Genomic DNA, 25,975 nt, shown 5'->3' with positions numbered 1-25,975 from the left:
TCACCGCGTCACATCGGGTCCACCGCCCTCAGTTCGCCGTCCAGCTCCAGCCAGCGGGTGACGCCCAGGCCGCGCAGGAACGGCAGGTCGTGGCTGGCGACGATCAGCGCGCCCTGGTACGCGGCCAGCGCCTGGGTGAGCTGGCGGACGCTGGCCAGGTCGAGGTTGTTGGTCGGCTCGTCGAGCAGCAGCAGCTGCGGCGGCGGGTCGGCCAGCAGCAGCGCGGCCAGGGTCGCGCGGAACCGCTCGCCGCCGGAGAGCGTGCCGGCCGGCTGGTCGGCCCGCCCGCCGCGGAAGAGGAACCGGGCCAGCCGGGCCCGGACCGCGTTGTCCCCCGTGCCCGGCGCGAACAGCTTGACGTTGCCCACCACGGTCAGCTTGTCGTCGAGCAGGTCCAGCCGCTGCGGGAGGTGGCGCAGCGGCACCGGCGTGGTGACCTCGCCCTCCAGCGGGGCGAGTTCACCGGCGATGGTGCGCAGCAGGGTGGACTTCCCCGCGCCGTTGCGGCCGACCAGGGCGATCCGCTCGGGCCCGCGCAGGTCGAGGTGGGCGGTGATGCCGTGCGGCATCCGGACCTTCTGCAGGGTGAGCACGGTGCGCCCGGCCGGCACGGCGGTGCGGGGCAGGTCGATCCGGATCTCGGCGTCGTCCCGGACGGCCTCCTCGGCGGCGGTCAGCTTGCGCCTGGCCTCCTCCAGCCGCTCGGTGTGCATGCCCTGGAGCCGGCCCGCGGTCTCCTGGCCCTGGCGTTTGAGCTTGCCGGCGACGATGTGCGGGTCGTTGCGGGTGACCGAGCGCTTCCTGCCGTAGCTGGCGCTGCGCTCCAACCGCATCCGGGCCTCGGCCAGGTCCCGCTTCTGGCGGTGGACATCGGCCTCGGCGTTGCGCAGCAGCCGCTCGGCGGTCTCCTGCTGGGCGGCGACGGTGCGCTCGTACTCGGCGAAGTTGCCGCCGTACCAGGTGACCTGGCCGTCCCTCAGTTCGGCGATCTGGTCGACGTGCTGGAGCAGTTCGCGGTCGTGGCTGACGATCACCATCACGCCGCCCCAGCCGGCCACCGTCTCGTAGAGCCGCTCACGGGCGGCGCGGTCGAGGTTGTTGGTCGGCTCGTCGAGCAGCAGGACGTCGGGACGGCGCAGCAGCAGGGTGGCCAGCCGCACCAGCACGGCCTCGCCGCCGGAGAGTTCACCGGTGGCGCGGTCGAGGTCGAGCCGGTGCAGGCCGAGCCGGTCGAGCAGCGCGCGGGCGCGCTCCTCGACGTCCCAGTCGTCGCCGACCGCGTCGAAGTGCCGCTGGTCGGTGGAGCCGGTCTCGATGGCGTGCAGGGCCTCGCGGGCGGCCCGGACGCCGAGCGCCTCGTCGACCCGCAGGCCGGTGTCCAGGGTGAGGCCCTGCGGCAGGTGGCCGATCTCGCCGGCCGCCCTGACGGTGCCCGAGGTGGGCGTGAGTTCGCCCGCCAGCAGGCGCAGCAGGGTGGACTTCCCCGCGCCGTTGAGCCCGATCAGCCCGGTGCGGCCGGGGCCGACGGCGAGGTGGAAGCCGTCGAGGACGGGCCTGCCGTCCGGCCACTCGAAGGAGAGGTCGGTGCAGAGGAGTGAGGTGGTGGGTTGTGCCATGGAGAGCCTCCCGGAGGTCGCCGACGTGGTCGTGGAGCAACACGGGGAGACACCGCGGGCACGGGCGGGACCGGGGAGGGAGGGCCGGGGTCGGCGGAGCGACGGGGGACGCCAGGCCGGCTCACCACTGAGGTCGGGCACGCGCACACTCACGGACCGCGGGCAATGGCATGACCGGCGACAAGGCGGTGGCATGGCTGCGGTGCGGCGGGGGCGGTGTCTCGGGACCTCAGTAGATCAAGGGCCTACTCCTGTTCTGGTGACTGGCAGGGATGACGCTACGGAGCGGCCCGGCCGGCGTGCAACCGGTTTTTCGGTGCCGATCGCGTGCCGATCCGGTGACAGCCGTGCCCCGGACCGGTCCGCGCGGCCGGGGGTGTCCGCCGCGCGTGGCAGACTCCTCCCCTGCCACCCGGTCGACATTCGCGGCCGTGGCGTGCATTCACAGGGGGAACAGAACTCATGTCACCGATATCCCGGGCGACGCGTGCCGCGCTGGGCGCTTCCGCCGTCGCGCTGACCATGGTCGTCGCGACCGCGTGCGGCCCGGAGAACAGCGACCCGGCCGCCGCCCCGTCCGGCGCGCAGACCGCCGCGACCACCGCGCCCGCCGCGGACTCCACCGGCAAGCCGGGCGGCCTGCCGCCGATCAAGCTGCCGACCGCCGACGAGCTCAAGAAGTGGAGCTTCGACGACTGGGACAAGTGGGCCCAGCAGAACGTCATCACCCCGGCGGTCAAGGGCTTCTGGGACCTCCAGAAGATCCTCAGGGCGAAGCCGGCCAAGCCCGGCCCGGGCACCCAGCCCACCGCACAGCCCACGACGCAGCCGACCGCGCAGCCCACCGCACAGCCGACGTCGGCGGCCCCGACGGCCCAGCCGACCGGCGCCACCCCGACCCCGCCCGGCAGTGGCGGAACCGGTGGCGGCACCGGCGGCGGCCAGAACGACCCGCAGCCGAAGCCGGTCGAGATGAAGCCCGTCGCCCACCCGTACGCCAAGCCGGCCCACGTCAACGGCAAGCTGTTCTTCCAGGACGGCAACCAGGACTACGTCTGCTCCGGCACCGTCGTCTCCGACCCGGCCAACCCGGGCCGGAGCAACCTGGTCTGGACGGCCAGCCACTGCCTGCACGGCGGCAAGGGCGGCAAGTACCACACCAACATCACCTTCGCCCCGGCGTTCAACAGCAGCGGCGCGGTCAGCGGCGGCAAGCAGGGCTCGCTCGCCGAGGCCGAGCCGTACGGCGAGTGGGGCGCCGTCGCGGGCATGGTCGCCCCGCAGTGGACGGCCGAGGCCGACCCGGAGAACGGCGGCCCGTGGAGCCAGTACGACTTCGGCATCCTCCGGGTGGCCAACCCGGACGGCAGCGCCAAGTCCCTGGAGGAGGTCGTCGGCGGCTCGGTGCCGGTCTGGTTCAACGCCCCGCGCGAGCAGATCGCCACCGTGAGCACCTACGGCTACCCGGCCGGCAAGCCGTTCGACGGCATGGAGCTGGAGCACTGCGAGGCCGGCAAGCCCGCCCGCCGCTCGATGGACCCGGCCCGCCCGACCATGCTGATGACCGGCTGCAACGGCACCGGCGGCGACAGCGGCGGCGGCTGGTTCACCACCAGGGACGGCAAGCAGGTCCTGGTGTCGGACACCTCCATCGGCGGGTTCGACAACACCTGGGAGGCCGGCCCCTACCTGGACGACGTCGCCCAGCACGCCCTGGAGTACTTCGCCAAGAAGAGCAAGTGACCCCGGTCACGCGCTGAACCCCGCCGCCGGGGGCGGTGGCACCGCCGGGCACCGGCCGGTGCCACCGCCCCCGGCGGCGTCCGGGCCCGCCCGCCTAGAATCGGGGCATCATGAGCGCCACACTCGTCGTCAAGGACCTCGCCGCCGGCCACGGCGAGCGCACCCTCTTCTCCGGCCTGGACCTGGTCGTCGCCCCCGGCGACGTGATCGGACTGGTCGGCGTCAACGGAGCCGGGAAGTCCACCCTGCTGCGGCTGCTGGCCGGCCTGGACACCCCGGAGGGCGGCTCGGTCCGGCTCAGCCCGGCCACCGCCAACGTCGGCCACCTCCCGCAGGAGCCGGAGCGCCGCCCGGAGGAGTCGGTCCGCGACTTCCTGGCCCGCCGCACCGGGGTGGCCGCCGCGCAGGCCGCACTGGACGAGGCCACCCAGGGCCTGGTGGACGGCACCCCCGGCGCCGACGACGCCTACGCGGCGGGTCTGGACCGCTGGCTGGAGCTCGGCGGCGCCGACCTGGAGGAGCGGGCCGAGGAGGTCGCCGACTCGCTGGGCCTCAAGGTCTCCCTCGACCTGCCGATGACCGCCCTGTCCGGCGGCCAGGCGGCCCGGGCCGGCCTCGCCTCGCTGCTGCTCTCGCGCTACGACGTCTTCCTGCTCGACGAGCCCACCAACGACCTCGACCTGGACGGCCTGGAGCGGCTGGAGGCCTTCGTCAAGGGCCTGCGCGCGGGCACCGTGGTGATCAGCCACGACCGCGAGTTCCTGGCCCGCACCGTCACCAAGGTGCTGGAGCTGGACCTGCACCAGCGCCGGGTGAACCTCTACGGCGGCGGCTACGAGGCGTACCTGGAGGAGCGCGCCACCGCCCGGCGGCACGCCCGCGAGGAGTACGAGGAGTACGCCGACACCAAGGCGGGTCTGGAGGCCCGGGCCCGGATGCAGCGCGGCTGGATGGAGCAGGGCGTGCGCAACGCCCGGCGCAAGTCCAGTGACAACGACAAGATCGGCAAGGCGATGCGTGCCGAGTCCACCGAGAAGCAGGCCGCCAAGGCCCGCCAGACCCAGCGGATGATCGAGCGGCTGGAGGTGGTCGAGGAGCCGCGCAAGGAGTGGGAGCTGCGGATGGAGATCGCCACCGCGCCGCGTTCCGGCTCGGTGGTCGCCACCCTGCGCGGGGCCGTCGCCCGGCGCGGGGACTTCACCCTCGGCCCGGTGGACCTGCAGATCGACTGGGCGGACCGGGTGGCCATCACCGGCGCCAACGGCGCGGGCAAGTCCACCTTGCTGGCCGCCCTGCTGGGCCGGCTCGACCTCGACTCCGGCGACGCCTCGCTGGGCTCCGGCGTGGTGGTGGGCGAGGTGGACCAGGCACGCGGGCTGTTCCTCGGCGGCGAACCGCTGCTGGAGGCGTTCGCCGCCGCCGTCCCGGAGCAGGCGCCGGACGAGGTGCGCACCCTGCTGGCGAAGTTCGGCCTGAAGGCGGTGCACGTGCTGCGCCCGGCGGGCACCCTCTCCCCCGGCGAGCGGACCAGGGCGGCGCTGGCGCTGCTCCAGGCGCGCGGGGTGAACCTGCTGGTGCTGGACGAGCCCACCAACCACCTGGACCTGCCCGCGATCGAGCAGCTGGAGTCGGCGCTGGCGTCGTACACCGGCACGCTGCTGCTGGTCACCCACGACCGGCGGATGCTGGACACCGTCGCGGTGAACCGGCGGATCGAGGTCGGCGGCGGCGCGGTCCGCGAGCTGTAGCCGGGGCCGCAGCCGGGAACAGGGCCGCGGGCCGGGGACGGAGGTCCAGACCTCTTCCCCGGCCCGCCGTCATGTGCTGTGCTGTCGCCCATGGTTGACAGCACAGCGCTCGACAGCGCGGTGGCGGACGCGTCCCACCCGACCGTTCCGCTCACCCCCATGACCGTGCCCGCCCACGAGGCCGAGGCCCGCAGCAGGTCCTTCCACGACGTGATGGCGCAGCGCCGGACCGTCCGCGACTACTCGACCCGCCCGATCCCGGACGGCGTGGTCGAGTGGGCGATCCGCACCGCCAACACCGCACCGAGCGGCGCCCACGTGCAGCCCTGGCGGTTCGTGGTGATCACCGACCCGGAGCGCAAGCGCCGGCTGCGGGAGGCCGCCGAGGCCGAGGAGCGCGAGTTCTACGCCCACCGGGCCTCCGAGGAGTGGCTGGCCGCACTGGCGCCGATCGGCACCGACTGGCGCAAGCCGTTCCTGGAGGACGCGCCGGCCGTGATCGTCGTCTTCGAGGTGCACAAGGGCCCCGCCTCGCCGCGCCCGTACTACACCAAGGAGTCGGTGGGCATCGCGGTCGGCCTGCTGCTCGCCACGCTGCACCAGGCGGGCCTGGCCACGCTCACCCACACGCCGAGCCCGATGAAGTTCCTCAACGAGGTGTGCGAACGGCCGCAGGAGGAGCGGGCCGCCTACGTCATCCCGGTGGGCTACCCCGCCGAGGGGGCGCGCGTGCCGGACCTGCGGCGCAAGGAGCTCGACGAGGTGCTGGTCCGGCTCTGACGCGCCCCCGGACGGCTCCGGCGCGCGGCGGCGGGCGGTGGTGACAGGTACAGGACGCGGCCATAATCGCTGTCATGAATCACGTCATGCCGCCGCCGCGCGGCGGCGCGCCCGCGTCCGGCACCCCCGGCGCACCCACCGCCGGCGTGCCCACCCCCGGCCGGCCGCCCGAACTGCTGCGGTCCGCCGGGGGGATCACCCTGCGGCGGCGCTCCCCGGCCCAGGCGCGCGCGCTCAACACCGCCGTCCGGGCCAACCTGGACCATCTGCGCCCCTGGCTGGAGTGGGCCGCCGAGGCGCCCACTGCGGCCCGGACCGCCGAGCTCACCGCGGCCGGCGTCGCCGCCTGGGACGCCGGCACCGACTTCATCTACCTGGCCGGCCTGGACGCCGAACCGGGCCGGGTGATCGGCTCGTTCGGCCTCCACGGCCGGATCGGCCCGGGTGCACTGGAGATCGGCTACTGGGTGAGCGCCGAGCACGGCCGCCGCGGCATCGCCACCGCCGCCGCCCGCACGGTCGCCGAAGCGGCGCTCGCGCTGCCCGGGATCCACCGGGTCGAGATCCACTGCGACCCGGCCAACACCGCCAGCGGCGCGGTGGCCCGCCGGACCGGCTTCCGGCTCGACCGGGTGGTGGCGGCGCCGGTGCGGGCGCCGGGCGAGACCGGGCGCAAGCAGGTCTGGATCCGGGAACGGAACCCGGTCCGCGCCTGAGCGCCCGGCCGGCACCCGGGCATGAGCACCCGTCAGTACCGCTCGCCCGTCCGTCGTTACCGCCGGTCCGTCAGTACCGCTCGCCGGCCGCCGCCGGCAGCGCGTCCAGCTCGGCGAGGTCCGCCGGCGAGAGCACCAGCTCGGCCGCCGCCGCGTTCTCCTCCAGGTACTTCGGCGTCTTGGTCCCCGGGATCGGCAGCACGTACCGCCCCTGCGCCACCACCCAGGCCAGCGCCACCTGCGCGGGCGTCGCGCCGACCCGCGCCGCGACCGCCCGCACCCGCTCCACCAGCGCCAGGTTGGCCTTCAGCGCCTCCTGCTGGAAGCGCGGCAGCCCGCGGCGGAAGTCGTCCGCCGGCAGCTCGTCGAAGGACGCGATGCCGCCGGTCAGGAAGCCGCGGCCGAGCGGGGAGAACGGCAGGAACGCGATCCCCTGCTCCTCGGTGTACGGCAGCACCTCGGCGAGCGAGTCCCTGGTCCAGAGCGACAGTTCGTTCTGCACCGAGGCCACCGGGTGGACGGCCTGCGCGCGCCTGATCTCCTCGACGTTCACCTCGGAGAGCCCGATCCGCCGCGCCTTGCCGGCCGCCACCGCCTCGGCGAGCGCGCCCCAGGACTCCTCGACCGGCACCTCCGGGTCGATCCGGTGAAGCTGGTACAGGTCGACGTGGTCGGTGCCGAGGCGGCGCAGGCTGTCGTCGATCGAGCGCCGGATGTGCTCGGGCCGCCCGTTGCGCAGCACCCGCTCCTCGGCGTTGCCCGGCACGAGCCCCACCTTGGTGGCGAGCACCGCGCGCTCCCGGTGCGGGCCGGCCAGCGCCGCGCCGACCACCTCCTCGTTGCTGTACGGCCCGTAGATGTCGGAGGTGTCGATCAGCGTGACGCCGAGGTCCAGTGCCTGCCGGATCACCCGGACCGAGGTGTCGTCGTCACGGTTGTGGACGTCGTAGGCCCAGGTCATCCCCATGCAGCCGAGGCCGATGACCCCGACCTCGGGACCCTCGCTGCCGAGCGTGGCGTTGCGCATGACGGTACTCCTCACTGGTGTCGGCCCCCTCGGGGCGCCGACCGCGGTCGGATCAACGGGAACCAGCCTCCCCCTTGGAGTGCGCTCTAGGTCAAGGCCGCCTCCTCCGCCGGACGACGCTCCGTCAGCCATTCCCGGAACCCGCCCCGCAGCACCAGGTCCGCGAGCCGCCGGTACCCGCCCGCGCCCGGGTGCGCGCCGTCCCCGGCCAGGGCCTGCGCCGTCCACTCCCGGTCCGCCGCCAGTTCCCGGGTCACGCCGATGAACGGCACCCCGCGCCCGGCGCAGACCCCGGCGATCCCGTCGGCCAGCGCCAGCAGCCGCTCCAGGTGCGGCGCGCCCGCACCGGCCACCGGCGGCGGGCCCACCACCAGGGGCGCGAGGCCGCGCTCGCGCGCCCCGTCCAGCAGCGCGGACACATGGACCAGGCTCGCGTCCGGCGCCACCCGCACCCGGCCGTCCTCCTCCACCGCGTCGTTGCTGCCCACCGACAGCACCAGCCGGTGGTCCGCCCCCGGCAGCGCCCGCACCGCCGTCTCGCCCCAGCACCGGGCCAGCACATCGGCCGAGGTGTTCCGCCGCACGCCCAGGTTGAACACCGTCACCTCCTCCGGCCCCGCCGCGAGTGCGGTCCAGCAGTCCGCCATCACCCGGCCCACCCAGCCGCGGTACTCGGGGTCCCCGATCCCCTGGGTGAACGAGTCGCCCAGGAAGACGATCCGCAGGTTCCGGTCCGCCGTGTCATCACTCATGGCGGAACCTTAAGGTCCGCGTAAGCCTTGCTACGACCTGCCTTTGGTGCACCTGAGGCGCTTGACGTGCGCAGGTGGTCTAGTCCAGGTTGATGCTCAGTACCGCGCACTCCCCCACCGGACCACCCCTCCGCCGCCGCCCGCCCCGCGCCTCCTCCCCCCAGCGCGCGGCGGGCGGCGGACTCCCGTCCCCGAGAGGCACCCCCATGCCACGCGCGCCCCACGACACCGCTGCCCGGCACCGCCGCCCGGTCCTCCGCACCAAGGCGCTCGGCCTCGCCACCGCCGTCGTCCTGGCCGGTGGCGGCCTCGCCGCCGTGGCCACGAACGCCGGCGCCGCCGACGGCAACCTGCTCGGCAACCCCGGGTTCGAGAGCGGCGCGCTGGGCACCTGGAGCTGTACCGGCGCGGCCGGCAGCGTGGTGAACTCCGGTGCGCACAGCGGCTCCTACGCACTGCGCGGCGAGGTCTCCGGCGCGGTCACCGCGCAGTGCGGCCAGAGCGTCGCGGTCAGGCCCAACACCACGTACACGCTGAGCGCCTGGGTCCAGGGCCAGTACGTGTACCTCGGCACGACCGGCACCGGCGTCACCGACCCGGCCGTCTGGACGCCCGGCGGCGCCGGCTGGCAGCAGCTGACCGCCACCTTCACCACCGGCGCCGCCACCACCAGCGTCGACGTCTACCTGCACGGCTGGTACGGCCAGGGCGCCTACCTCGCCGACGACGTCACCCTCACCGGCCCCGGCGGCACCCCGAGCACGCCCCCGCCCACCACGACGCCGCCGACCACCGCGCCGCCCACCACCGTTCCCCCGACCGGCGGCCCGACCACCCCGGCGCCGAACGTCGCCCTGCCGGTGGCCCCGTACATCGACATGGGCGCCTGGCCCACCCCGTCGATGCCCGCGATGGCCAGGTCAGGCAACCTCAAGGCCTTCACGATGGGCTTCGTCACCGCCGTCGGCTGCAAGGCCAGCTGGTTCAACGCCTACGACCCGCGCACCGGTTGGGCGAAGGACCAGATCGACGCGCTGCGCGCGGCCGGCGGCGACGTCAAGCTCTCCTTCGGCGGCGCCAGCGGCACCGAGCTCGCCGCCGCCTGCACCGGCGTCGACCCCCTGTTCGCCGAGTACGACGCCGTCGTCAACGCCTACGACCTGCGCTACGTCGACTTCGACATCGAGGGCGCGGCGATCGCCGACACCGTCGCCAACGAGCGCCGCTCGGCCGCCCTCGCCAAGCTGCAGAAGGCCCACCCCGGACTGAGGATCTCCTTCACCCTGCCGGTCCTCCCCGAGGGCCTGACCAGCGAGGGCGTCGCCATCGTCCGCTCCGCCCGGGACGCGGGCGTGGACGTCGACGTCGTCAACGTCATGGCGATGGACTACTACCGCGCCGGCACCGACTACGGCGACGCCGCCGTCCAGGCCGCGCAGTCCCTGTACGGCCAGCTGAAGGCGCTGTACCCGGCCAGGAGCGACGCCCGGCTGTGGGCCATGGTCGGGGTCACCCCGATGCTCGGCGAGAACGACGACCACCAGATCTACAACCAGGCCGACGCCCAGCAGCTGGTCGCCTTCGCCCGCCAGCACCACCTCGGCACGCTGGCCTTCTGGGACGCCACCCGGGACGCCAACGCCTGCACCGGCGGCGGCCTCTACAAGTGCACCAACATCCCGCAGCAGCCGTACGAGTTCGCGAAGATCTTCGCCCAGTACACCGGCTGAGCGCCGGATCCGGTCGCGACGCCGACGCCCCCTCCCCCCGGGGCGTCGGCGTCGCGGCACGTCGGGGAGCGGCACGTCGGGGAGCGGCGCGGCGGGGAGCGGCGCGTCAGACCGGCGCGCCGACCTTCTCGACCGGGCCGAAGTCGCGGAAGGTGCCGTGGGTGCGCATCGGGACGCCCCGCAGCTCGGTCCTCCGGTCGTAGCGGACGGTGCGGCCCTGGGCGTCGATCCACTGGTCGAGCTGGAAGGCCGCCACGCCCTTGCCCTTGAAGAGCTTGTACTGCTCCGGCTCCACGACCTTCATCCGCTCGATGTCGAGCGTGCCGGAGAGATGGAAGCACGGCGTGCCGTCGCAGTCCTCCATCCCCTTGCGGGCGGACGGGCCGACGCCCAGCAACGCCTTGGCGTAGCCGTGGTAGTCCGGGATCCGGTCGCCGAGCGGGGAGGTGCGCCAGCTGCCGCCGCTCTTGATGTAGGTGGTGCCGTCGTCGGTCACGACGACGGTCGGGCCGTCGTCACCGGTGCCGCCGAGCAGGTCGCTGCCGCCCGCGCTCATGGACTCGGTGAGCCGGCCGGAGCGGACGGGCGCGTTGAGGTTCACCCGGGCCTTGGTGACGGCGCTGAGCGGGCCGCCCTCGGTCGTGAAGTCCTGGGTGGCCGCGTACGGCGACTTCTCGGCGAGTGCGAGCGCCTTCTCCGGGTCGATCGCCCCTCCCGCCGTCGTGGCGACGGCGGTGGCGGTGGCGGTCGCGGTGGGCGTGACGGTGGGCGTGGCGGTCGGCGTCGTGCTGGGCGTGGCGGTCGGCGTCGGCGTGGCCGTCGGGGTCGGTGCCGACTCGGGCGTACTCGTGGCCGTCGCGGACACGGACGGGGGCGCGGCCGGCGCCGTGTCGTCGTCGCAGCCCACCAGGGCGGCGAGACAGGCCGCCGTGGCGGCGACGGCGAGCACGGTGGAGCGACGCATCATCAGGAAACCCCCGGTCGAACAGAGAGACGGGGCGCATCCTGACACACCGCCCGGTCCGTGGTCGAACCGTTTCCCCGCCCGGCCGCTCACCCCCGGGGGCGGACCACCGCGACTCCCGCGTCCGCACACGAATCGTTCCACCCGCCCCCGGCGCAGGAAGTCGGGCCCGCCGACTTCCTGCGCACCGGGCCGGGCCCTACGCCCCCGCGGCCACCGGCTCCTCGTCCGCGACCTCCAGGCCGTAGGCGACGACCGCCTGCCGCAGACCGCCCGGGTAGCCGGCGAGCGCCGGGGTGAAGTCCCAGTTCCCGGCGTCGTCGCGGTCGAAGCGGCCGAGGCGCATCGCGATGTTGGACTCCGCGCCGTCCGCCAGGTGCACGATCGCGGCGTCCTGGTCGGCGCCCGCCTCCAGGATCAGCGCCGGTCCGGCGAACCCGGCCATGGTGGCCCCGGGATGGTTCTCGGTGTCGGCGGCGGCGATGACGACCAGCCGGTCCGCCTCGGCGGGCAGCGCCTCGAAGTCGACCATCAGACAGGCGTTGGCGTCCTCGTAGCCGGTCACCAGACGGACCGAACCGTCGGGCGTGGAGGCGTTGTTGTAGAAGACCAGGTGGTCGTCGGAGAGCGCGCGGTTGCCCTGGCAGACCAGGGCCGCGATGTCGTACTCCTCCTCCCCGGTCCAGTGCAGCAACAGCCGGGACGGTTCGGCGGCCACCTCGATCTCCGGCTGCCCGGCGCCGGCGTCCACGGCCTCGGCCTCGACCTCGGCGTAGGCCGGCGCGAAGACCTCGTGGAAGCCGTGGTGCTTCAGCAGGCCCACCAGTTCGGCGCCGTTGATCAGCGTGATCGGCTTGCCCGACACGAACTGGTGCGAGCTGGGCCCGAACTTGCTGGTGGTGACCAGTACCGCCTTCGTGGCGGCACCGTCGTGCTGCAGCGTGCCGAAGAGGTCCCGGACGGCCGACGGCGTCACCGTGTCCCGGTACCGCTTGACCTGCACGATCACGTTCCCGCCCCGGAACGGGTCGGTGTCGATGCCGCGGACGTCCACCCCGCCGTCCTTCGACCGGGCCGTGAGCTCGACCTTCATGCCCATCGACTCCATCAGCCGGGCGATCAGACCCTCGAACTCGATCGGGTCCATCTGCAGCAGCAACTGGAGTTCGCGCACCCGCCGCGACATCCGGCCGCGGTTCGCGTTGGTGTCGTCACGCAGGTGCCGGAACAGCATGCGCTGGGCGCGGCGCTCGTTGGTGTCGGGGTTGCTGAGGCGGTGGAGCTTGCGGCTCCGGGACATAGGTACTCCCTCGAACGCGCCGGTACGACGGATCGTCAGGCACGTGTCAGAAAAGGCGACTTCAGGACGGCTTGAGCGTGTCCCCCGCTGGGTGAGTGAGTAGGTTACCGCCGCACCTGAGCTTTCGGCATGACGACGAACAACAGTGACCTACTCTTGACCGCCGGCCGCCCGGGGCTCCTGGCGCACCGCGCCTACGCTGTCGGCATGGCGACGAACAGCAGCGACCTCCTCCTCATGACGACGACCCATGACAACGAGGCAAGGGCCCGCGCCCTGGCCGCCGCCGTGGTCCGGGCCCGGCTCGCGGCCTGCGCGCAGGTGTCCCGGATCCAGTCGGTGTACTGGTGGGAGGGCGAGGTCCGGGACACGGCCGAGTGGCGGATCGACTTCAAGACCCGCGCCGAACTGGCGGGCGCCCTCACCGACTTCGTGAACGACAACCACGACTACGACACCCCCGAGCTCATCGCCGTCCCGGTGGTCGCGGGCAGCCCCGGCTACCTGGAGTGGGTGCGGGCGGAGACCGCCCCAGGCCGGTGAGGGCGCCGGAGGACGGCCCGCCGCCCGGTGCTCGGGGCGGCGGGCCGGCGGGGTTCCCCGGTCAGAACCAGTGCAGGTTGAACGGGGGGCGGTCGGTGCGGAAGAGGGCGTCGGCCCGGGCGGCCGCCTCCGGGTGGTGGGCGTGGACGCGGCCGGCGCGGACCAGCGTGCCGGGGGTGGTGCCGCCGAGGTAGACCGAACCGAGGTCGCTCGCGTCCAGCGACAGGTCCGGCTCGCGGTCGGTGGGGACGCACTCGGCCCTGCCGTCGCGGACGGTGAGCAGGTAGCGGCCGTGTTCGCCGAGGAACGGGTCGTCGACGTCGAGCACGAGCTCGCCGTCCGCGAACCAGCCGCGGGCGGTCAGGGCGCGCGGGACGTCCAGCAGCCGCACCCAGAGCCAGTCCGTCTCACCGCTCACCTCGGCCGCCCGGAAGTCCTCCAGCTGCCAGGGCAGCGGGTGTCCGGTGGGGAGGTGCTTGAACACGATGTGGGTCATCAGGTCGTGCCGGAGCACGTAGCGGGCCAGGGCCGTGAACGCGGTGTCGTCGAGGGCGACGGTCTCGTCCACCGTCAGGGTGACCGCCTTGGTCACCGGGTCGACGTCGCCCCGCGAGTAGCTCGCGTAGCCGTCCGGCACGCCGTCGGCGTCGCGGTGGACGACGACGTAGCGCGGCGCCGGGGCGATCGGCGGCTGCCCCGCCCGCAGCGCCCACCAGCGGTGCGGCCGCGACAGCGCGCCGGGCTGGGTCCGCCGGTACCGGTCGTAGACCTCCTCCATGAGGTCGACGCACTCGGCCCGCCGCAGCACCTCGACGGTGCCGCCGTCCGCGCCGCCCGCCCTCGGGGCGGCCAGGGCCGCGCGGTGGCGCGGCACCGTCAGCCGCCGGGTGTACGTCGCCGGGCCGTAGCCGAACCGGCGGTAGATCACGGCCTCCGCGGCGAGCAGCACCGAGAGGAACTCCCCGCGCCCGCGCAGTTCGGCGAGCTGGTGGCGCATCATCGCGGTGAGCACGCCCTGGCGCCGGTGCGTGGGCAGCACGCCGACGGCGGTCACCCCGGCGGCCGGGACAACGACCTCCCCGGGCAGGGTCAGCTCCAGGGAGTACGCACCGGCCGTGCCGATCGGCCGCCCGTCGTCCGCCACCGCCAGCACGCCCCGGTCCAGCTCCAGGGCCGACCACCAGGCCCCTCCCCCGTCCTCGGCCGGCGGCTCCGGGAGGAGCCCGAACGGGACGAGGAGGGTGTCGACGAAGACGTCGCGGTCCTGCTCGGTGGTGGAACGAATCTCCATGGGTACTGCTGCCTCCCCGCTTCACCGGCACCACGCGCGTGGTGTCCGGCCACAGTGCAACGCCAGGCGGCGGGCGGGTCAAGCGAATTTGGTCCTCCCCGTCGGATCACGCGTGGCGCAGCGCGGGGCGGGCCGGGAGTCCGAGGAGGGCGCCGAGGGCGAGGCCGAGGAGGGAGTCCAGGGCGTCCTGGGCGTCGCAGGCGCGGCCGAGCGCGGGGACGGCGTACTGGGCGGCCTCCAGGACAAAGGGGAGGGCCGCGGCGGCGACGAGCACCGCCGCCGCCCGGCGGCGGGAGCCGGTCAGGGCGGCGGCCAGGCCGATCGGGGCGAACACCAGGACGGCGAGGTCGGCCTGCCGGGAGGAGAACCACTCCCCCGGCGGGCGCAGCCGCACGCCGTCCAGCGTGCAGTGGTGGACCACGCCCGCCCAGGAGAGGTCCTGCCAGAACGGGCGCGGGTGCTCGGGGAGCAGGGTGAGCGTGGCCACCCCGCCGAGCGCGAGCAGCAGGACGAAGCCGACCGCCCAGTGCGTGCGCAGCAGCCGCCCCACCGGGCGGTTCAGCAGCGCCGCCGGGACGAGGGAGGCGAGCAGCCCGGGCCAGAACATCGGCAGCCCGTTCAACACGGTTTTGATCACGCCCGCACGGACGCCGCCGGCGCCCGCGCGGTTCTCCCCGGCGCGGTGTTCGTCTCCGACCGAGCCTTGGGGCGGCGGCTGTTAGAGTCGTCCGGCGTTCCGACCGAGGGGGTCAGCCGATGAAGAACCGTCTGGTGCTCACCGTGTTCGCCGGTGTGGTGGCCACCCTGCTGATCGGCTTCCTCGACCCGGCGCCCGTCCGTCCCTCGCCGTCCGTCGCGCGGCCCGCCCACGCGCCGTCCGTGATGCCGACGGCGTCGGGGGTCGAGGACAAGGCCCCCGCCTTCGTCCGCTGGGTGGAGCAGCACGGCACCGAGGAGCAGCGGGCGGCCGTGCTGGGCCACGTCACCAGGCTCGACCAGGCCGTGCCGCAGGACGACCACGTCAACACCTACCTGGCCACCGACCACCCGACGGCGGTGGACGCCCGGACCCGCGCGATCGTCGACGCCTACCTGGCCTGGGCCGGGCCGTTCGACCCGACCCGGATGCTCGTCCTCTACGACGCGAGCGGCGCGGTGATGGGCGCGGTGCGCCCCGACGACCGGCGCTGAGCCTCAAGCCCCGCCCCGGGCCGGCGCCATGACGTCGCGCACCCCGCGCGACATCCGCTCGGTGATCGCCGCGACGAGGGCGCGCGGGCGGCGCGGGGCGAGGTGGGCGGCGATCCGGTTGGCCAGGCCCGGCACGAGGTAGGCGCGGTCGGCGTCCAGGGCCCGCAGCGCCGCCCGGACGACCGGTTCCGGGGTGGTGAACCTCCCCACGACGGCGGCCTTCCGGGTGCCGATGACGTCGAAGAAGCCGGTCTCCACCGGGCCGGGGCAGAGGGCCAGGACGCGGATGCCGCGCCGTCGGTACTCCTGGCGCAGCGCGAGGCTGAAGTTGAGCACGAAGGCCTTCGACGAGCCGTAGACGGCGAAGTACGGGGTGGGCTGGAAGCCCGCGGTGGAGCCCACGTTGACCACCGCGCCCCTGCCGCGCGCCAGCATGCCGGGCAGCAGTTCGTGGGTGAGGTCGGCCAGCGCGACGACGTTGACCATCAACTGGTCGTGGTCGCGCCGCGGGTCGATCGTCTCGAACGGGCCGCAGGTGCCGAAGCCGGCGTTGTTGACCAGGAGGTCCACGCCCAGGCCGCGGTCGGCGAGTTCGGCGCCGATCCGGCGGGCGGCGTCGGGGGCGGCGAGGTCCTGGACGAGGACATGGGCGGTGATGCCGTGGGACTCGCCGAGGCGTCCGGCGAGGTCGTGCAGCCGGTCGGCGGAGCGGGCGACCAGGACGAGGTCGTGGCCGCGGGCGGCGAGTTGGCGGGCGAACTCGGCGCCGAGGCCGGAGGACGCGCCGGTGATCAGAGCAGTGGTGGCAGTGCGCACGGTGGTGCTCCTTGTCTCATCAACTGTGACAGGAGAGTATCGGATAACCGAAAATGTGCAACACTCTTGTTTCAGTTAGTGTCCGAGCCGTCCCCCCGCTGTACCGTTCCCGGGTACGACCGAGCTGGAGGCACCACCCATGACCCGCACGCCGCCCGCCCGCCCGCTGCGCGCCGACGCCGAACGCAGCGTCCGCGCGATCCTCGCGGCGGCGGAACGCGTCCTCGCCGAGAGCCCGGGCGCGTCCATGGAGCAGATCGCGGAGGCGGCCGGGGTCACCCGGACCACCGTCCACCGCCGGTTCGCCAACCGGCAGGCGCTGGTCGACGCGCTCGCCACCGAGGCCGCGGCCAAGCTCGCCGAGGCCATCGAGGACGGCCGCCCCGGAACCGCCCCGCCGCTGGTGGCGCTGCACCGGGCGACCGCCAACGTGCTGCGGGTGAAGGCCGCCTGGGGCTTCGCGCTCGGGCCGGCGGTCGCCCAGAGCGCGCAGGCCGCACGGACCCACGACGAGATCGCCCGCCGCTGCCTCGGACTGCTCGCCCGGATCCGCGACGAGGGGGTCATCGCCGCGGACGCGGACCTGGAATGGGTGCGCCGCGTCTTCTACGCCCTCATCGGCGAGGTCATGCACGGCGGCCCGCACGGCACCCACGGCGCACCGGCGGACGGCGCCGATCCGGAGGCGCTGGCGGCCCGGATCGTCGACACCTTGCTGCACGGCGTGGGCCCGCGCACCACGCGCTGACACGCCGGACGCCGCGCCCGGCCGCGCGCTCGCACGGTCGGCCGCACCCCTCCTACGACGGCCTGGGCAGCACCGTCCCCACCCTCGTAGATCTCATGACAATCGGTCATTTCCCTCGATCGAGGGAACTCGCGCCCGTGTCCCCACTTTTCCGGTCCGATGGGGCAGCATCAGCACGTCCGCGCCCGAACAACCTCCGTCCGGGCGGCAGAACCGGCCCTGGGACCAGCCCGTGACTACCTCCGCCCCCGTGTGGGACTGCCCCTTCAACCACACCGACGGCCTGGAGTTCGACCCTCTGCTCAAGCGCCTGCTGACCGAGGAGCCGATCGCCAGGATCCGTCTGCCGCACGGCGAGGGCGAGGCCTGGCTCGCCACCCGCTACGAGGACGTGCGCGTGGTCACCACCGACCGCCGGTTCAGCCGAGCCGCCGGCATCGGCCGCGACCTGCCCCGGATGACGCCCGCCCCGATCGCCCAGGTCGAGTCGATCAACCTGATGGACCCGCCGGCCCACAACCGGCTCCGCCGGCTGGTCGCCCAGGGCTTCACCAACCGCCAGGTGGAGCGGATGCGCGCGCACACCCAGGGCGTCGTCGACGGCTACTTCGACGAGATGGCGGAGCACGGCGCACCCGCCGACCTCGTCCGCTTCCTGTCCGCCCGGCTCCCGCTCACCACCATCTGCGAGCTGCTCGACATCCCGGCCGGGGACCGCGCCGAACTCCGCGGCCACGCCGTCGCGATGATGTCCATGGGCCCGGACAGCGGCGCGGGCCAGGTCGACGCCAAGGCCGCGTTGCGCGCCTACTTCGCCGAACTCACCGCCGCCCGCCGCCGCTCGCCCGGCGAGGACCTCATCAGCGCGCTCGCCACCGCCCGGGACGGCGCCGAGCTGCTGGACGACGACGAACTCGCCGTGATGGCCATGGTCCTGCTGGTCACCGGCCACGACACCAGCACCTACCAGCTCTCCAACATCACCTACACCCTGCTCACCCACCCCGAGCAGCTCGCCAAACTGCGCGCCCAGCCGGACCTGCTGCCGCAGGCCCTGGAGGAACTGCTGCGCTTCATCCCGTTCCGCCAGGGCGTGGGCATCGCCCGGGTCGCCACCGAGGACGTCGAGCTCGGCGGCGTGCTGATCAGGGCCGGCGAGCCGGTGCACGTCTCCTACCTGGCCGCCAACCGCGACCCGGCCGTGTACGAGCGCCCCGACGAGCTCGACCTCGACCGCGGCGCGCCCACCCACATGACCTTCGGCTACGGCACCCACCACTGCCTCGGCTCCCACCTGGCCCGGATGGAGCTCCAGGTGGCGATCGGCACCCTGCTGAACCGGTTCCCCGGGCTGCGCCTCGCCGTCCCGCCCGCCGAACTGGACTGGCAGACCGGCTCGATCTGGCGCTACCCGCAGACCCTGCCGGTCGCCTGGTGACCACCTCCCGGTGACCACGCCGCGGTGACCCCCACCGCCCCCAGCCGCCTCCGCACCCCCAGGCCCGCCCGACCGGAGATCCACCCATGGCCACACTCTGCAGACCCGCCATCGCCGTGCCCGAGCACGTCATCACGCTCGACGAGACCCTCGACCTGGCCCGCACCCTGCACGCCGACCACCCGCAGCTCGGCCTCGCGCTGCGGCTGATCGAGAACACCGGCGTACGCACCAGACACCTGGTCCAGCCCATCGAGGAGACCCTGCAGCACCCGGGTTTCACCGTCCGCAACGCCGTCTACGAACGCGAGGCCAAGCGCCGCGTCCCCGAGGTGGTCGAGCGTGCCCTCGACCACGCCGAACTCGGCGCCCGGGACATCGACCTCATCCTCTACGTATCCTGCACCGGCTTCATGATGCCCTCGCTGACCGCGTGGCTGATCAACGCCATGGGGTTCCGCTCCGACACCCGGCAGCTGCCGATCGCCCAGCTCGGCTGCGCGGCCGGCGGCGCCGCCGTCAACCGGGCGCACGACTTCTGCCGCGCCTACCCGGGCGCCAACGTGCTGATCGTCGCCTGCGAGTTCTGCTCGCTCTGCTACCAGCCCACCGACATCGGCGTCGGCTCGCTGCTCTCCAACGGCCTGTTCGGCGACGCGGTCGCCGCCGTCGTGCTGCGCGGCCGCGGCGGCACCGGGGTCCACCTGGAGCGCAACGGCTCGCACCTCGTGCCGGACACCGAGAACTGGATCTCCTACGGGGTCAAGGACACCGGCTTCCACTTCCAGCTCGACAAGCGCGTCCCGGGCACCATGGAGATGCTCGCCCCGGCGCTGCGCGCGCTGGCCGTCGAGCACGCCTGGAACGTCTCCGGCCTCGGCTTCTACATCGTGCACGCGGGCGGCCCGCGGATCCTCGACGACCTCTGCCACTTCCTCAACCTGGAGCCGGTCGCGTTCCGGTTCTCCCGGGCCACGCTCACCGAGCGCGGCAACATCGCCAGCGCCGTGGTCTTCGACGCGCTGGCCCGGATGTTCGAGGAGGGCGGCGTCGAGGACGGCACCCAGGGACTGATCGCGGGCTTCGGCCCGGGCATCACCGCCGAGATCTCGCTGGGCAGTTGGGTCGGCAGGCCACTGGAGGCGGTGGTTCCGCGGCGCTCGCGCGCGCTCGACCCCGCGGAGCTGACGCTCACTCACCCGACCGCGCCCCTACCACGTCCGGCCGGGACTACGATCACCGAATGACCGATACCACGGATGCCACCGGTACCAGTGAGACCGGCGAGACCACCGGCGCCCTCGCCGGCACCGCGACACCGGACGGCGCCGGAGCCCCGCCGATCCCCAGACAGCCCCGCCCCGCCGGGGCCGGGCGGGCCGCCGAGCTGGCAGCGCGCTTCCCCGCCCTGCACGCCCCGCAGTACTGGGCCTGGGGCCGCTACGACGCGCAGTTCTCCACCGTCCTGCCGCCGGACGAGCTGGTCACCAACATCCACCTGGTGGGCTTCACCGACGGCGGCCGGGTGGTGCTCTGCCGCGACGACCGCGACCACTGGTTCCTGCCCGGCGGGACCCGCGAGCACGGCGAGTCGGTGGACTCCTGCCTGGTCCGCGAGTTGCGCGAGGAGGCCGGCGCCCGGCTGCTCGGCGAGCCGGTCTGGCTGGGCGCGCACCGCTGCGTGACCGACGACCCGGTGCCCTACCGGCCGTGGCAGCCGCACCCCGAGAAGGCCTGGCTCTGGGGCTGGGCCGAGATCACGGTCGACTCCGTCCCGACCAACCCGGACGACGGCGAGCAGGTGGTCGAGGTCCGCGCGGCGGACCCGGCCGAGGCGCAGCAGCTGCTGCTGGGCGGCCACGACGCGTGGTGGGGCGAGCTGATCGCCCTGGCGGTGGAGCTCCGGTCGCGACCGCACTGAGCCCCGGCCGCAGCCTCCGCCGCACCGGGCCCCGGCCCCCCGCTCCCGGGGGCGGAGGACCACCGGAATGGCGCAGCAGCGGGCCACGGTGTCCGAGGTCCGGTGATTGACTCGGAAGGACCCGGGTCCGTCCCGGGCCCGCACGGACGGGAGCCGTCATGGACAACTACCCGCTGCTCAACATCTTCTGGACGATGCTGGAGCTGTTCCTCTGGATCCTCTGGTTCTTCCTGCTCTTCAAGATCATCACGGACATCTTCCGCAGCCAGGACATGGGCGGCTGGGCCAAGGCCGGCTGGCTGATCCTGGTGATCCTGCTGCCGCTGATCGGTGTGCTGGTGTACGTGATCGCACGGGGCAGGAGCATGGGCGAACGCGACATCGCCCAGGCCCAGAAGGCCGACGCCGCGTTCAAGGCGTACATCCGCGACGCGGCCGGCAGCGCGCCCGGCGAGGGGGCGGCCGGGGAAGGGCCCGGGGCGCCCGGCCGGAGCCATGTCGACGACCTGGCCAAACTGGCCGATCTCAAGGCCGGCGGGGCCATCTCCGAGGAGGAGTACCAGAAGGCCAAGGACAAGCTGCTGGTGTGAGGCCGGCGGGGCGGCCGGCGGACGGGTGTCCACCGGCCGCCCCGCGGCTGCTCAGCGCCGTCCGGAACGGCGGTCCCCGGAGCGGCGGTCGTCCGACGACCCGCCGCCGGCCAGTCCGGCCCGGCGCAGCGCGTCCGCCATGGCGCTGTTGCCCAGCGGCGCCGAGCCGCCGGAGCCGCCCCGGTCACGGTCGCGGCGGTCCTGCCCGCGCCCGCCGCCCTGACCGCCCTGGCCGCCCTGACCGCCCTGGCCGCCCTGGCCGCCGCGGCGCTCCTGGCGCGGCGGGCGGGCCTGCCGGTCGCCGCCGCGCCCGCCGCCCTCGCCGCCGCGCCCCACCTCGTCGTCCAGCCGCAGGGTGAGCCCGATCCGCTTGCGCGGCACGTCCACCGAGGTCACCCGGACGGTCACGATGTCGCCCGGCTTGACCACCTCGCGCGGGTCCTTGACGAAGTTCTTCGACAGCGCCGACACGTGCACCAGGCCGTCCTGGTGCACGCCCACGTCGACGAAGGCGCCGAACGCGGCCACGTTGGTGACCACGCCCTCCAGCACCATGCCGACCTCCAGGTCGCCGATCTTGTCCACGCCCTCCTTGAAGGTCGCGGTGCGGAACGCCGGGCGCGGGTCGCGGCCCGGCTTGTCCAGCTCGCCGAGGATGTCGGTGACGGTCGGGACGCCGAAGGTGTCGTCGGCGAAGTCACCCGGGCGCAGGGTGCGCAGCTTCCCGCTGTTGCCGATCAGCCCGCGCAGCTCCCCGCCGGTCGCGGCGAGGATCCGGCGCACCACCGGGTACGCCTCCGGGTGCACGCTGGAGGCGTCCAGCGGGTCGTCGCCGTCCGGGATGCGCAGGAAGCCCGCGCACTGCTCGAAGGCCTTCGGGCCGAGCCGGGACACGTCCTTCAGCGCCTTGCGGGTGCGGAACGGGCCGTTGGCGTCACGGTGGGCGACGATGTTGTCCGCGAGCGTGCCGGTGATGCCGGAGACCCGGGTGAGCAGCGGGGCGGAGGCGGTGTTGACGTCCACGCCGACCGCGTTGACGCAGTCCTCGACGACGGCGTCCAGCGAACGGGAGAGCTTCACCTCGCTCAGGTCGTGCTGGTACTGGCCGACCCCGATCGACTTGGGGTCGATCTTGACCAGCTCGGCCAGCGGGTCCTGGAGCCGGCGGGCGATCGAGACCGCACCGCGGATCGACACGTCGAGGTCCGGCAGCTCCTGCGAGGCGAAGGCGGACGCCGAGTAGACCGAGGCGCCGGCCTCGCTGACCATCGCCTTGGTGAGCTTCAGCTCCGGGTGGCGCTTGAGGAGGTCCTCGGCGAGCTTGTCGGTCTCCCGGGAGGCGGTGCCGTTGCCGATCGCCACCAGGTCGACGTCGTGCTTCTTCGCCAGCGCGGCCAGGGTCGCCAGCGCGGCGTCCCACTTGTTGGCGGGCTGGTGCGGGTAGATCGTGTCGTGGGCGACCACCTTGCCGGTGGCGTCCACCACCGCGACCTTCACGCCGGTGCGGAAGCCCGGGTCCAGGCCCATGGTGGCGCGGGTGCCGGCCGGGGCGGCGAGCAGCAGGTCCCGCAGGTTGGCGGCGAAGACGCGCACCGCCTCGTCCTCGGCCTCGGCGCGCAGCCGGCCGCGCAGGTCGATGCCGAGCCGGACCAGGACGCGGGTGCGCCAGGCCCAGCGGACGGTGTCGCCGAGCCACTTGTCGGCCGGGCGGCCGTGGTCGGCGATGCCGAAGCGGGCCGCGATCCGCTGCTCGTAGTCGTTGGCGCCGGGCAGGTCACCGGTCTCCTCGCCGTCGTACGGGGACAGGTCGAGGTCCAGCACCTCCTCCTTCTCGCCGCGCAGCATCGCCAGGATGCGGTGCGAGGGGAGCTTGGTGTACGGCTCGGCGAAGTCGAAGTAGTCGGCGAACTTCGCGCCCTCCTGCTCCTTGCCCGCACGGACGGTGGCGACCATCCGGCCGCGGGTCCACATCCGCTCGCGCAGCGAGCCGACCAGGTCGGCGTCCTCGCCGAACCGCTCGACCAGGATCGCCCGCGCCCCCTCCAGCGCGGCCGGAGCGTCGGCCACCGACTCGTTGAGGTAGCCCGCCGCCAGCGCCGCCGGGTCCTGCGTCGGGTCGGCGAGCAGGGTGTCCGCCAGCGGCTCCAGCCCGGCCTCCCGGGCGATCTGCGCCTTGGTGCGCCGCTTCGGCTTGAACGGCAGGTAGATGTCCTCCAGCCGCGCCTTGGAGTCGGCCGCCAGGATCCGCCCGCGCAGCGCGTCGTCCAGCTTGCCCTGCGCCTCGATCGACTCCAGGACGGCGGTGCGCCGCTCCTCCAGCTCCCGCAGGTAGCGCAGCCGCTCCTCCAGGGTGCGCAGCTGCGCGTCGTCCAGCGAGCCGGTGACCTCCTTGCGGTAGCGGGCCACGAACGGCACCGTCGCACCGCCGTCCAGCAGCTCGACCGCCGACTTCACCTGCCCCTCGCGAACGCCCAGTTCCTCGGCGATCTTCCGCTCGATCGCCTGCTGGGCCTGCTGGGCCGCCTGTTCGACTGGCGTGGTCACGAAGCCGGTCACCTTCTTCAGAGTTGCTGTCCGTACCTCCGCATTCTCGCAGCAACCCCCGACACCACGCCCCGCCCCCACCACCCCGGGCGTGGCGCGCCGGGCGGCCGCGGCGGGCCCGGCGACGGTCCGGAGCCGCTGCGCGACCGGCCCGGATCCGTCGCCCGGCGGCGGCTCCCGCCGGCGCCGGCGCGATCCCGAGCGCCCCCCGCGAAACCCAACGCCCCCGTGAAATCCTCGCTTTCCCACCCTGGTGTTCGAAATCCGCCTGAGCGCGGGCCCCGTCGCGGCGTACAGTGCCGGGCATGTGCGCAGCCGCTCGGACGCCCGACCACCTGCACGACGACGACCATCCGTACGACCAGTTGCACGGCCCTCTGCACGACCCCCTGCACGACCGCCTGCACGACGACGAACCGGCCATCGACACCGGTCTGGTGAGGCGGCTGATCGCCGCCCAGTTCCCGCAGTGGAAGGGTCTTCCGCTCACCCCGGTCGGGTTCGCGACCACCGACAACGCGATGTTCCGGCTCGGTCCCGAACTCGCCGTCCGCCTCCCGCGGGCCGCCTGGGCCGCCGGGAACCTCGGGCGCGAGCAGTACTGGCTCCCCCGCCTGGCCCGACAGCTGCCGGTGCCCGTCCCGGCGCCGGTCGGCCAGGGCCGGCCGACCGTCGGCTACCCCTGGAGCTGGTCGGTGCTGCGCTGGCTGGACGGCGCCAACCCGGTCCCCGGATCGATCCCCAACCCCGTCCAACTCGCCCACGACCTCGCCGACTTCCTCACCGCCCTGCGCTCCGCCGAGACGGGTCCGCAGGCTCCGGCCGCGCTGCGCTCGGGACCGCTGGCCGGCCGCGACGCCGCCACCCGCGCCGCCATCGGCCGGCTGCGCGGGGTGATCGACACCGAGACGACGACCGCCCTGTGGGACAAGGCCCTGCGCTTGCCCGAACCCACCGGACCGGGCGTCTGGGTGCACGGCGACCTCACCCCCGGCAACCTCCTGGTCACCGGCCAACGCCTCTCCGCCGTCCTGGACTTCGGCCTGTTGGGGACCGGCGACCCGACCGTCGACCTGCTGCCCGCCTGGAGCCTGCTGCCGCCCTCCGCCCGCCAGGCCTTCCGCACCGCCCTGGCCGTCGACGACGCCACCTGGGAACGCGGCCGGGCCTGGGCGCTGTCCCTCGCCCTCGTCCAACTGCCCTACTACCGCACCACCAACCCGCCGCTGGCCGCCAACGCCCGGCACATCGTCCGGGAGGTCCTGGCGGACCGCAGCGTCTGAGCGTCGGAGCGTCAGACGAAGCGGGTCGGCTCGGCGGCCCCCGGCGGCAGCGGGGCGTGGGCCGCCTCCGACTGCCAGGCGCCGGCCAGCTCGGCCGGGAAGCGCCGGCCACTGCGGGTCAGCACCAGCCCGGGCGTCAACTCGACCTCGTCGCCCGGGCGGAACGGCCGGTCGGTGCCCGGTGCCAGCCGTTCCCACGGGCCGAGGTGGCCGCGCCGCCCCGCCACCCGCAGCCGGCTGCCGTACGTGCTGGTGTCCCGCACCGTCACCGCGCCGCCGCGCACCGACACCTCCAGGTGGCGGCGGCTGACCAGGGCCGCCCGTTCGGCCGGGAGCAGGCCGAGCAGCGCGATGCCGTCCTCCGCCGTCCCGGGCGCCCGGCCGACCGCCGTGCGGGTCCCCTCGTCCAGCGTGCACCGGGCCACGCACTGCCCGTCCAGCACCACTTTGACCTGCGCGGCGCCGGCCCGGGGGCCGTCGTCGAGCAGCGGCACCCCGTGCAGCTCGCAGGTGGGCACGCCCCGGCGCATCCGCGGCAGCATCACCCGCCCGCCGCGGTGCACGCTGTACAGGGTGCACCGCGCGTCGGGGCAGCGCCAGGACCGTCCGACCACCTCGACCAGCGGCTTGCGGCCGGCCGTCAGCAGGCCCTGCTTCTTCAGCGCCGACAGCTCCATCTTCTTGGAGATCTCGGCGCCGGTGCGGTACCCCATGTCCAGCGGCACCAGCCGCACCGCGCCCCGCCCGGCCGCCTCCGGGCGCAGGAACTGCCAGGTGTTGCCCTGGATCCACGGGTACTCGATCCGGTGGTCGTCGTAGTGGTCGGCGGTGATCACCTGGATCCCGGTCATGCCGGCGATCTCCAGCACCCGCTCGTCGGCGTCCGGCACCTCCTCCACCAGCCCCTCGGCCACCCACCGCGCCAGCGTCCGGGCGTCCGCCTCCTCGGCGAACTCCCGCCGCCCGCCCAGCAGGCTGCGGTCGGCGACGCAGTAGACCGCCACGTGCCGGTCCCCGGTCAGCCGCACCAGGGCGTCCACCACCAGCCCCAGCCGGTGCAGCGAGCGCGGCGCCGTGCCGCCGAAGTCGGTCCGCCGGACGACGTTGGAGAGCTCCACCAGGTAGTCCGCCCGGTCCGCGGACGTGGCGAGGTTGCGGTCGAGGTTGCGGTCGAGGGCGCGGTCGGGGCTGTGCTCCATGGGGCCTCCGTGCGGTCGGACGTGCACGGGCCGCC

General features: G+C 74.2%; 23 protein-coding genes. 13 read left to right on the top strand and 10 right to left on the bottom strand.

Translation table 11 applies throughout. From position 1 onward, the window contains the following. Positions 1 to 8 precede the first annotated feature (8 nt). Positions 9 to 1,616, bottom strand: coding sequence for an ABC-F family ATP-binding cassette domain-containing protein (locus ACFVVL_RS08515; protein ID WP_387672506.1), 1,608 nt, complete (start codon positions 1,614 to 1,616; stop codon positions 9 to 11). Between the two features lie 462 nt (positions 1,617 to 2,078). On the opposite strand from ACFVVL_RS08515, the gene ACFVVL_RS08510 reads away from it, so the two are divergent. From ACFVVL_RS08510 to ACFVVL_RS08495, 4 genes are all read left to right on the top strand, one after another. Continuing rightward, positions 2,079 to 3,359, top strand: a complete 1,281-nt coding sequence (locus tag ACFVVL_RS08510; RefSeq protein ID WP_387672503.1) for a hypothetical protein — start codon at positions 2,079 to 2,081, stop codon at positions 3,357 to 3,359. Positions 3,360 to 3,469: 110 nt separating this feature from the next. Continuing rightward, a complete protein-coding gene (locus ACFVVL_RS08505) occupies positions 3,470 to 5,107 on the top strand; it encodes an ABC-F family ATP-binding cassette domain-containing protein (protein ID WP_387672500.1) in 1,638 nt (545 codons plus the stop codon). Between the two features lie 90 nt (positions 5,108 to 5,197). Beyond that, complete coding sequence (locus ACFVVL_RS08500; protein ID WP_380298345.1) at positions 5,198 to 5,887, top strand: nitroreductase family protein; 690 nt, start codon at positions 5,198 to 5,200, stop codon at positions 5,885 to 5,887. Positions 5,888 to 5,961: 74 nt separating this feature from the next. Further along, positions 5,962 to 6,603 carry a GNAT family N-acetyltransferase gene (locus ACFVVL_RS08495; RefSeq protein WP_387672497.1) on the top strand — a complete coding sequence of 214 codons (642 nt, stop codon included), beginning with the start codon at positions 5,962 to 5,964 and terminating at the stop codon, positions 6,601 to 6,603. A 70-nt stretch (positions 6,604 to 6,673) separates the two neighbouring features. Here ACFVVL_RS08495 and ACFVVL_RS08490 read toward each other — a convergent pair whose 3' ends face one another. Then, the gene (locus ACFVVL_RS08490) at positions 6,674 to 7,630 is read right to left on the bottom strand and encodes an aldo/keto reductase (protein WP_380298341.1); all 957 of its coding nucleotides are present in this window, start codon (positions 7,628 to 7,630) and stop codon (positions 6,674 to 6,676) included. Positions 7,631 to 7,716: 86 nt separating this feature from the next. After that, positions 7,717 to 8,382: a GDSL-type esterase/lipase family protein gene (locus tag ACFVVL_RS08485; protein ID WP_387672493.1), complete on the bottom strand. Its 666-nt coding sequence runs from the start codon at positions 8,380 to 8,382 to the stop codon at positions 7,717 to 7,719. Between the two features lie 206 nt (positions 8,383 to 8,588). Between ACFVVL_RS08485 and ACFVVL_RS08480 the strand changes: the two genes are divergently transcribed. Beyond that, the gene (locus ACFVVL_RS08480) at positions 8,589 to 10,112 is read left to right on the top strand and encodes a carbohydrate binding domain-containing protein (RefSeq protein WP_387672490.1); all 1,524 of its coding nucleotides are present in this window, start codon (positions 8,589 to 8,591) and stop codon (positions 10,110 to 10,112) included. A 106-nt stretch (positions 10,113 to 10,218) separates the two neighbouring features. On the opposite strand, the gene ACFVVL_RS08475 is transcribed toward ACFVVL_RS08480, so the two are convergent. Both ACFVVL_RS08475 and ACFVVL_RS08470 read right to left on the bottom strand, forming a co-directional pair. Beyond that, positions 10,219 to 11,079, bottom strand: coding sequence for a hypothetical protein (locus ACFVVL_RS08475; protein WP_387672487.1), 861 nt, complete (start codon positions 11,077 to 11,079; stop codon positions 10,219 to 10,221). 196 nt (positions 11,080 to 11,275) lie between these two features. Further along, on the bottom strand, positions 11,276 to 12,376 hold the full coding sequence (locus ACFVVL_RS08470) for a restriction endonuclease (protein WP_387672484.1): 1,101 nt from the start codon (positions 12,374 to 12,376) through the stop codon (positions 11,276 to 11,278). Between the two features lie 207 nt (positions 12,377 to 12,583). Between ACFVVL_RS08470 and cutA the strand changes: the two genes are divergently transcribed. Then, positions 12,584 to 12,919 (top strand): divalent-cation tolerance protein CutA, encoded by a 336-nt coding sequence (gene cutA, locus ACFVVL_RS08465; RefSeq protein WP_387672481.1) that lies wholly within the window; start codon positions 12,584 to 12,586, stop codon positions 12,917 to 12,919. Between the two features lie 61 nt (positions 12,920 to 12,980). Here the strand turns inward: cutA and ACFVVL_RS08460 are convergent, their stop codons facing one another. After that, positions 12,981 to 14,210, bottom strand: a complete 1,230-nt coding sequence (locus ACFVVL_RS08460; RefSeq protein ID WP_380297355.1) for a GNAT family N-acetyltransferase — start codon at positions 14,208 to 14,210, stop codon at positions 12,981 to 12,983. Positions 14,211 to 14,316: 106 nt separating this feature from the next. Continuing rightward, entirely contained in the window at positions 14,317 to 14,847 is a 531-nt protein-coding gene (locus tag ACFVVL_RS08455; protein ID WP_380297357.1) for a hypothetical protein, read from the bottom strand. A gap of 119 nt (positions 14,848 to 14,966) precedes the next feature. Between ACFVVL_RS08455 and ACFVVL_RS08450 the strand changes: the two genes are divergently transcribed. Next, positions 14,967 to 15,401 (top strand): hypothetical protein, encoded by a 435-nt coding sequence (locus ACFVVL_RS08450; protein WP_387672477.1) that lies wholly within the window; start codon positions 14,967 to 14,969, stop codon positions 15,399 to 15,401. A 3-nt stretch (positions 15,402 to 15,404) separates the two neighbouring features. Here ACFVVL_RS08450 and ACFVVL_RS08445 read toward each other — a convergent pair whose 3' ends face one another. Next, positions 15,405 to 16,217, bottom strand: coding sequence for an SDR family NAD(P)-dependent oxidoreductase (locus ACFVVL_RS08445; protein WP_380297360.1), 813 nt, complete (start codon positions 16,215 to 16,217; stop codon positions 15,405 to 15,407). Between the two features lie 139 nt (positions 16,218 to 16,356). Here ACFVVL_RS08445 and ACFVVL_RS08440 point away from each other — a divergent pair, with 139 nt between their 5' ends. From ACFVVL_RS08440 to ACFVVL_RS08420, 5 genes are all read left to right on the top strand, one after another. Then, positions 16,357 to 16,965, top strand: coding sequence for a TetR/AcrR family transcriptional regulator (locus tag ACFVVL_RS08440; RefSeq protein ID WP_380297362.1), 609 nt, complete (start codon positions 16,357 to 16,359; stop codon positions 16,963 to 16,965). Positions 16,966 to 17,197: 232 nt separating this feature from the next. Further along, the gene (locus ACFVVL_RS08435) at positions 17,198 to 18,403 is read left to right on the top strand and encodes a cytochrome P450 (protein ID WP_387672474.1); all 1,206 of its coding nucleotides are present in this window, start codon (positions 17,198 to 17,200) and stop codon (positions 18,401 to 18,403) included. Positions 18,404 to 18,489: 86 nt separating this feature from the next. Beyond that, positions 18,490 to 19,650, top strand: a complete 1,161-nt coding sequence (locus ACFVVL_RS08430) for a type III polyketide synthase (protein ID WP_380297366.1) — start codon at positions 18,490 to 18,492, stop codon at positions 19,648 to 19,650. Beyond that, the gene (locus tag ACFVVL_RS08425; RefSeq protein ID WP_387672471.1) at positions 19,647 to 20,324 is read left to right on the top strand and encodes an NUDIX domain-containing protein; all 678 of its coding nucleotides are present in this window, start codon (positions 19,647 to 19,649) and stop codon (positions 20,322 to 20,324) included. The genes ACFVVL_RS08430 and ACFVVL_RS08425 overlap by 4 nt, the downstream gene beginning before the upstream one ends. Before the next feature lie 158 nt (positions 20,325 to 20,482). After that, positions 20,483 to 20,914: an SHOCT domain-containing protein gene (locus ACFVVL_RS08420; RefSeq protein ID WP_387672468.1), complete on the top strand. Its 432-nt coding sequence runs from the start codon at positions 20,483 to 20,485 to the stop codon at positions 20,912 to 20,914. Positions 20,915 to 20,965: 51 nt separating this feature from the next. Here the strand turns inward: ACFVVL_RS08420 and ACFVVL_RS08415 are convergent, their stop codons facing one another. Continuing rightward, positions 20,966 to 23,458, bottom strand: coding sequence for a Tex family protein (locus ACFVVL_RS08415; RefSeq protein WP_387672465.1), 2,493 nt, complete (start codon positions 23,456 to 23,458; stop codon positions 20,966 to 20,968). Positions 23,459 to 23,763: 305 nt separating this feature from the next. Here ACFVVL_RS08415 and ACFVVL_RS08410 point away from each other — a divergent pair, with 305 nt between their 5' ends. Then, the gene (locus ACFVVL_RS08410; protein ID WP_387672463.1) at positions 23,764 to 24,741 is read left to right on the top strand and encodes an aminoglycoside phosphotransferase family protein; all 978 of its coding nucleotides are present in this window, start codon (positions 23,764 to 23,766) and stop codon (positions 24,739 to 24,741) included. A gap of 11 nt (positions 24,742 to 24,752) precedes the next feature. On the opposite strand, the gene ACFVVL_RS08405 is transcribed toward ACFVVL_RS08410, so the two are convergent. After that, complete coding sequence (locus ACFVVL_RS08405; protein ID WP_387672460.1) at positions 24,753 to 25,940, bottom strand: FHA domain-containing protein; 1,188 nt, start codon at positions 25,938 to 25,940, stop codon at positions 24,753 to 24,755. Positions 25,941 to 25,975: the final 35 nt, after the last annotated feature.

It is taken from the genome of Kitasatospora sp. NPDC058115 (assembly GCF_042884635.1).
Classification (GTDB): domain Bacteria; phylum Actinomycetota; class Actinomycetes; order Streptomycetales; family Streptomycetaceae; genus Kitasatospora.
This window is presented reverse-complemented; position numbering and strand designations above follow the sequence as displayed.

Excerpts from the sequence above, each read along its gene's own strand:
- ACFVVL_RS08515 (WP_387672506.1), bottom strand. The coding sequence starts at position 1,616 with ATGGCACAACCCACCACCTCACTCCTCTGCACCGACCTCTCCTTCGAG.
- ACFVVL_RS08510 (WP_387672503.1), top strand. The coding sequence starts at position 2,079 with ATGTCACCGATATCCCGGGCGACGCGTGCCGCGCTGGGCGCTTCCGCC.
- ACFVVL_RS08505 (WP_387672500.1), top strand. The coding sequence starts at position 3,470 with ATGAGCGCCACACTCGTCGTCAAGGACCTCGCCGCCGGCCACGGCGAG.
- ACFVVL_RS08500 (WP_380298345.1), top strand. The coding sequence starts at position 5,198 with ATGGTTGACAGCACAGCGCTCGACAGCGCGGTGGCGGACGCGTCCCAC.
- ACFVVL_RS08495 (WP_387672497.1), top strand. The coding sequence starts at position 5,962 with ATGAATCACGTCATGCCGCCGCCGCGCGGCGGCGCGCCCGCGTCCGGC.
- ACFVVL_RS08490 (WP_380298341.1), bottom strand. The coding sequence starts at position 7,630 with ATGCGCAACGCCACGCTCGGCAGCGAGGGTCCCGAGGTCGGGGTCATC.
- ACFVVL_RS08485 (WP_387672493.1), bottom strand. The coding sequence starts at position 8,382 with ATGAGTGATGACACGGCGGACCGGAACCTGCGGATCGTCTTCCTGGGC.
- ACFVVL_RS08480 (WP_387672490.1), top strand. The coding sequence starts at position 8,589 with ATGCCACGCGCGCCCCACGACACCGCTGCCCGGCACCGCCGCCCGGTC.
- ACFVVL_RS08475 (WP_387672487.1), bottom strand. The coding sequence starts at position 11,079 with ATGATGCGTCGCTCCACCGTGCTCGCCGTCGCCGCCACGGCGGCCTGT.
- ACFVVL_RS08470 (WP_387672484.1), bottom strand. The coding sequence starts at position 12,376 with ATGTCCCGGAGCCGCAAGCTCCACCGCCTCAGCAACCCCGACACCAAC.
- cutA (WP_387672481.1), top strand. The coding sequence starts at position 12,584 with ATGGCGACGAACAGCAGCGACCTCCTCCTCATGACGACGACCCATGAC.
- ACFVVL_RS08460 (WP_380297355.1), bottom strand. The coding sequence starts at position 14,210 with ATGGAGATTCGTTCCACCACCGAGCAGGACCGCGACGTCTTCGTCGAC.
- ACFVVL_RS08450 (WP_387672477.1), top strand. The coding sequence starts at position 14,967 with ATGAAGAACCGTCTGGTGCTCACCGTGTTCGCCGGTGTGGTGGCCACC.
- ACFVVL_RS08440 (WP_380297362.1), top strand. The coding sequence starts at position 16,357 with ATGACCCGCACGCCGCCCGCCCGCCCGCTGCGCGCCGACGCCGAACGC.
- ACFVVL_RS08430 (WP_380297366.1), top strand. The coding sequence starts at position 18,490 with ATGGCCACACTCTGCAGACCCGCCATCGCCGTGCCCGAGCACGTCATC.
- ACFVVL_RS08425 (WP_387672471.1), top strand. The coding sequence starts at position 19,647 with ATGACCGATACCACGGATGCCACCGGTACCAGTGAGACCGGCGAGACC.
- ACFVVL_RS08420 (WP_387672468.1), top strand. The coding sequence starts at position 20,483 with ATGGACAACTACCCGCTGCTCAACATCTTCTGGACGATGCTGGAGCTG.
- ACFVVL_RS08410 (WP_387672463.1), top strand. The coding sequence starts at position 23,764 with ATGTGCGCAGCCGCTCGGACGCCCGACCACCTGCACGACGACGACCAT.
- ACFVVL_RS08405 (WP_387672460.1), bottom strand. The coding sequence starts at position 25,940 with ATGGAGCACAGCCCCGACCGCGCCCTCGACCGCAACCTCGACCGCAAC.